This is a genomic window from Mycobacterium sp. (assembly GCF_050701675.1).
Lineage (GTDB): Bacteria > Actinomycetota > Actinomycetes > Mycobacteriales > Mycobacteriaceae > Mycobacterium.
In genome coordinates, this window is sequence record NZ_JBOGDD010000802.1 from 1 (window position 1) to 5,391 (window position 5,391).

The following is a 5,391-nucleotide window of genomic DNA, read 5'->3' on the forward strand; positions in this document are numbered from 1 at the left end:
GCGCCGCCCGCAGTGGTACCACTCGCCGCGGCGCCGCCAGTCGGGTAGAGGCGCCGCCAGTCGGGTAGAAGTGAGGCATGGCCAGTGTCGACGTGTCAGTGACCTCCGAGCTCTCTGCCGACAAGGCGTGGGCACTCGCGTCCGACCTCGGGCGCTTCGACGAGTGGTTGACCATCTTCGGCGGTTGGCGCGGCCCCGTGCCCGACGTCATCGAGAAGGGCACCAAGGTTTCGTCCCTGATCAAGGTCAAGGGCTTCCGGAACACCATCCGCTGGGAAGTGACGAAGTACGACGCGCCCAGGCGTATCGAGATGTGCGGGAGGGGGTTCGGAGGCGTCCAGATCTCGTTGCGCACCGACATCGCCGACGACCACCCCGGCACCACCTTCCACCTCGTTGCGGACCTCAGCGGCGCCGTCCTCAGCGGGCCGGTCGGCGGCCTGGTCGCGCGGTTGATCAAGGGCGACGTCAAGCGGTCGGTGCAGAACCTGGCGAGCCTTCAGTAACGGGTATCGCCACTTCGTTGCGGCGCAGGAACGGCAGCGTCCACGGCGGGTCGTAGAACCAGGAGGCCGCATCCCCGGCTGCCTCGAAACCGTACGCGCGCAGCGTATCCCGCAGTTTCTCGGCGTGAGTCGCAACGGCCTGCGCGTCGCGGTTGCCGCTGAACTTCAGCACCGCCACCGTCTCCGGCGGGATCGTCACCAGGCGCACGCGGCCGTCGTCGGGGGATGGCAGCTCGGCCATCGTCCACCTGGCGGGCAGGTAGAAGCGGATGACCCAGTCATTGCCCGATCCGGCGGACTGGGCGACGGGCGCCGTCATGGCGATCTTCGCGCCGCCCCGCCGTTGGGAGACCGGCGCCGTCATCGCGATCTTGGCATCGCCGTCGTTCGCCCCGAAGATGTAGCCGGCCAGGCGCCGGAAGCCGGCGTTGCGCGCCGCCTCCTCACCTGCGGTCACCGTCGTCTCCGCGGCGATGCGCGAATCGTAGCGGCGCACCTCGACGCCGTCGCCGAGATCGTGGCTGGTGTGCCTGGGTTCCTCCGTGCCCCATCTGATCCCGAACACCAACAGTGCGGACTCGGCGACCTGGCGTGGCAGCTTCAGAAGTGCGGTCGACATGTAGACGTCCTACCCTCCGCCGCCCCGTGTCACACCCGGCAGCTGATCTCCATGCTGTCGCTGTCCCTGGCAAGGAAGTTCACGCTGACGTACCCGTTGGCCGGATCACGGACGTAGTCGAGATAGGGCTGGGTCTCGGCCATGTTGGTGTTGTCCGCGACGATCAGCGTGCCAGGCGGCAAGTGCGGCTCCAGCAGCTCGGTGACCGGAAGGTAGAACTCCTTCCAGCCGTCGAGCAGGACGAAGTCGACGGGGCCGTCGAGCGTCTTGAGAGTCTCGAGTGCGTCGCCTTCGAGCACGGTGATGACGTCGGAGAGGCCAGCCGCGGTGAAGTTGTTCTTGGCCGTGGCGACCTTGGCGGCGCTCAACTCGGTGGTGACGACGCGGCCGCTGCCGTTGTCCTTCACGGCCGCCGCCAGGTGGATGCCGGAGAGTCCCAGCGACATGCCGAACTCGACGATGGTCTGCGGCCGCGTGGCGCGCACCAGCGAGTAGAGCAGCCGACCGGCTTCTGGCGTGACGGGCATGTACACGTCGCTCAGCGCGTCGGCGCGTTCCTGCGCGGTGGCCGTCGCCAGATCGGCGAACCGACCTCCGCCGTTGCGCAGCTGGGTCATCTGCTCGTGGGACTCGGTGTACATCCGATCCAGCGCCGAGGCGACCTTGGGATCCGTGAGGGTGCTCATGATTTCGACGCTACAGTTCTCCGCGATTTGGGCGCGGAAAGTCGCGCTCACCGCTACGGAGCGCGCCGAAATCGCCAGCTAGATGGTGGTGACATAGCCGCCGTCGATGCGGACGTCGGCCCCGGTGGTGTTGCCCGAACGGCTGCTGGCAAGGAAGACGGTGAGGTCGGCGACCTCCTGCGGGGTGGTGAACCGCCCCGTCGGTGCGCCGGCCGATACGGACGCCACCACGTCGTCGGGGCTCGCGCCACTGGCGGAGGCGAACTTGGCGGCCACGCCGTCCTCGGCCAGCCACAGATCCGTCGAGACCGGCCCAGGGCTGATGGTGTTGACTCGAATTCCCTTGGGGCCGAACTCCTTCGACACGCTCTTCGCATAGTTTGCCAGTGCGGCCTTGGTGGCGCTGTAGTCGACGATGTTCCACTCGGGCAGCGTCGCGTTGATCGAGCCGATGTTCACGATCGAGCCGCCGCCACGGGCCAGCATCTGGGGGATGGCCTCGCGGGTGGTGCGCACGGCCGACATGAAGTTCAGCGACAGCGCGGCATCCCACTCCTCGTCGGTGACTGAGAGGATGCCGTCGAAGCGGGTGGCCACCGCCCCGGCGTTGTTGACGAGGACGTCGACGCCACCCCGTTCGGCGGCCGCGGCGATCAGCGCGCGGGGCCCCTGCGGCGTCGACAGGTCGGCGGCGATGAAGGTGGCCGACCCGGCGGCCTCGAGCGTCTGCAATTCGGGGGTGTTGCGCCGGGCTCCGGCGATGACGAAGGCCCCTGCTTCGGCGAACGCTTGGCTGACGGCAAGGCCGATTCCCCTGCTCGCTCCGGTGACGACGACGACCTTGTCCGTGAGGTGCAATTCCATGCCACATAGCTTCTACTGTCGCCGTCCGCAACGCGACCCTTCGTGGATTTGTGTGCACTCGGCGGCGGTCACCACCGCTAGATGCACACAAACCGCCGGGGCGGCATGTGCTAAGCGGAACGCTCAAATCGGTTCTGCTCCTGCGCAACCGGAGTCTGACTACCGTACTGCCGCATGTCGCAGACAATCGCCGTCCGCAAGGCCGTCATCGGCGCCTCCATCGGTAACGCCGTGGAGTGGTTCGACTTCGCCATCTACGGCTTCCTCGCGACGTTCATCGCGGCGAACTTCTTCCCGTCGGGCAACGAGACGGCGGCACTGCTGAACACGTTCGCGATCTTCGCTGCCGCGTTCTTCCTGCGGCCGCTCGGCGGTCTCGTGTTCGGGCCGCTCGGTGATCGGATCGGCAGGCAGCGGGTGCTCGCCGTGGTGATCCTGCTGATGTCGGTCGCCACGCTGGCCATCGGACTGCTGCCCACGTACACCACGATCGGTGTCGCCGCGCCCGTGCTTCTGCTGTTCTTCCGTTGCCTGCAGGGGTTTTCGGCCGGAGGCGAGTACGGCGGCGGGGCGGTGTACCTGGCGGAGTACGCGTCCACCGAGCGCCGTGGTCTCGTCGTCACGTTCATGGCGTGGTCGGGGGTGCTGGGGTTTCTGCTGGGGTCGGTCACCGTCACCGTCCTGCAGGCCGCGCTGCCCGCCGCGGCGATGGAGAGCTACGGCTGGCGCATCCCGTTCCTGATCGCCGCTCCGCTGGGTCTGGCGGGTCTCTACATCCGGCTGCGCCTCGACGACACTCCGGAGTTCGCCGAACTCAGCAGGGAGGACAATCTCGCCAAGCGGCCGCTGCGTGAGGCCGTGACGACGTCGTGGGTCCCGATCCTGCAGGTGATCGGTTTGTTCCTGATCTTCAACATCGGCTACTACGTCGTGTTCACGTTCCTGCCGACCTATCTGATCAAGACGCTGCACTACTCGAAGACCGAATCGTTCGTCTCGATCACGCTGGCCAGCCTCGTCGCGCTGGTCCTGATCCTTCCGTTCGCCGCGCTGTCGGACCGGATCGGGCGGCGGCCGATGCTCATCGCCGGGTCGCTCTGCTTCGCGGTGTTCGCGTATCCGCTCTTCCTGCTGCTGAATTCGGGCTCCCTGGCCGCGGCGATATCCGCACACTGCGCGTTGGCGGCGATCGAGTCGGTCTACGTGTCGACGGCGGTGACGGCGGGTGTGGAGCTCTTCGCCACGCGGGTGCGCTACAGCGGCTTCTCGATCGGCTACAACATCGCCGTCGCGGGGTTCGGGGGAACGACGCCGTACGTGGTCACCTGGCTCACCCAACGGACGGGCAATCCGCTGGCGCCCGCCTTCTACGTGATCGTGGCGGCGGTCGTATCGCTGGCGACGGTGCTCGTGCTGCGGGAGACGGCCGGGCGCCCGTTGCGGGCCGTTGCGGCGGCCACCGCCCCATCGCGCCAGGACTGACGCGCCGGGCGCACCGGTATCGTCACGGGCCACCAGAACCACCGGCCCAGCAGAGCTGCCACCGATGGCATGAGGAAGGTCCGGACGATCAGGGTGTCCACCATCAGTCCGATTCCGATGGTGAACCCGAGCTGGGCGATGCTCAGGACGCTCGAGCCGACGAGGGCGAACATGGTGACGCCGAAGACGATCCCGGCGGTGGTCACGACGCCGCCCGTGCCTGCGAAGGCCCGGATGATGCCGGTGCCGATGCCCGCCCGCACCTCTTCGCGGATCCGCATCGCCAGGAGCAGGTTGTAGTCCGCCCCGACGGCGATCAGTGCGATGAACGAGATGGGGGCCACTGCCCAGTGCAATTCCTGGCCGAGTAGGTACTGCCACGTGAACACGCTGGCGCCGAGCGCCGAGGCGAACGAGACCACGACGGTGGCGACCACGGTGAGTCCCGCCACCGGGCTGCGCAGCATCAGCGCCACGATGGCGAAGATGAGCACCAGCGTCGTGGCGACGAGGAGCAGCATGTCGCGGTCGACGAATTCGTGCAGGTCGCGCGTCGCGGGACCGACCCCCGTGAGGTCCACCGCGGTGGGCGTCAACGTGCCTTCCTTGGTCGCCTCTTGCACGGCCGTATCGATCAGGCCGGCGCGCCGTGCGCCGTCGGTTCCCCATTCATGGCCGTCGCCATGGACCAGCAGGTAGGTGGCGCGCCCGTTCGGCGACATCAGCGCCGTGAGGGCCTGCCGAAGGCGCGGGTCGGTCAGCGCGCGTTCAGGCAGGAAGAAGCCACCGGCGGCGCTGCCCCGGAACTGGACGTCGATCTCGTGGAGGTAATCGGTCAGTTGCCGCATCTGCGGACCCGTGGAGTTCAGCACCGCGAGGACGTCGGCGGTGGCCGACCTGGCCTGGGAGAGAACGTCGTTCATCGAGCGCACGGTGCCAGGCAGCTGGGCCAGCGCCGCTGCGGCGGTGCTCGACCCCGCGGTGAGTTGGTTGGCGCCACTGGTCAATTGGGCGGTGCTCTGCATGACGCCGTCCACCGGTTGGATGACGCGGGTCACCAACGAGCAGACGGCGTTCGTGGAGCAGTCGGGGGTGTCGGTGACGAAGCTGCGCAGCGGGTCGAGGTAGCCGGACACCGTGGCGGCATTGTTCTGCAGGCCGGTCATTCCCACGTGCATGTCTTCGGCAGCCGAGCCGACGTCGCCAAGGCCGTTGGCGCTGGCCTGTAATCCCT

At 67.8% G+C, this 5,391-nt stretch carries 6 protein-coding genes; 2 read left to right on the forward strand and 4 right to left on the reverse strand.

The window, feature by feature from the left end; genetic code table 11:
• Positions 1–77: 77 nt before the first annotated feature.
• Positions 78–506: a type II toxin-antitoxin system Rv0910 family toxin gene (locus tag ACRDUX_RS24460; protein WP_526417371.1), complete on the forward strand. Its 429-nt coding sequence runs from the start codon at positions 78–80 to the stop codon at positions 504–506.
• On the opposite strand, the gene ACRDUX_RS24465 is transcribed toward ACRDUX_RS24460, so the two are convergent.
• From ACRDUX_RS24465 to ACRDUX_RS24475, 3 genes are all read right to left on the reverse strand, one after another.
• Positions 469–1,125: a heme-binding protein gene (locus tag ACRDUX_RS24465; RefSeq protein ID WP_526417372.1), complete on the reverse strand. Its 657-nt coding sequence runs from the start codon at positions 1,123–1,125 to the stop codon at positions 469–471. The genes ACRDUX_RS24460 and ACRDUX_RS24465 overlap by 38 nt on opposite strands.
• A 29-nt stretch (positions 1,126–1,154) precedes the next feature.
• Complete coding sequence (locus tag ACRDUX_RS24470) at positions 1,155–1,814, reverse strand: O-methyltransferase (RefSeq protein WP_526417380.1); 660 nt, start codon at positions 1,812–1,814, stop codon at positions 1,155–1,157.
• A 75-nt stretch (positions 1,815–1,889) separates the two neighbouring features.
• Positions 1,890–2,675 carry an SDR family NAD(P)-dependent oxidoreductase gene (locus ACRDUX_RS24475; protein WP_526417374.1) on the reverse strand — a complete coding sequence of 262 codons (786 nt, stop codon included), beginning with the start codon at positions 2,673–2,675 and terminating at the stop codon, positions 1,890–1,892.
• Between the two features lie 174 nt (positions 2,676–2,849).
• On the opposite strand from ACRDUX_RS24475, the gene ACRDUX_RS24480 reads away from it, so the two are divergent.
• The gene (locus ACRDUX_RS24480) at positions 2,850–4,157 is read left to right on the forward strand and encodes an MFS transporter (RefSeq protein WP_526417376.1); all 1,308 of its coding nucleotides are present in this window, start codon (positions 2,850–2,852) and stop codon (positions 4,155–4,157) included.
• Here the strand turns inward: ACRDUX_RS24480 and ACRDUX_RS24485 are convergent.
• Positions 4,043–5,391, reverse strand: a 1,349-nt coding sequence (locus ACRDUX_RS24485; RefSeq protein WP_526417378.1) for an MMPL family transporter, incomplete at its 5' end; no start/stop codon positions are given. The genes ACRDUX_RS24480 and ACRDUX_RS24485 overlap by 115 nt on opposite strands.

Coding starts and splice junctions, on each gene's coding strand:
- ACRDUX_RS24460 (WP_526417371.1), top strand. CDS start 78: ATGGCCAGTGTCGACGTGTCAGTGACCTCCGAGCTCTCTGCCGACAAG.
- ACRDUX_RS24480 (WP_526417376.1), top strand. CDS start 2,850: ATGTCGCAGACAATCGCCGTCCGCAAGGCCGTCATCGGCGCCTCCATC.
- ACRDUX_RS24475 (WP_526417374.1), bottom strand. CDS start 2,675: ATGGAATTGCACCTCACGGACAAGGTCGTCGTCGTCACCGGAGCGAGC.
- ACRDUX_RS24465 (WP_526417372.1), bottom strand. CDS start 1,125: ATGTCGACCGCACTTCTGAAGCTGCCACGCCAGGTCGCCGAGTCCGCA.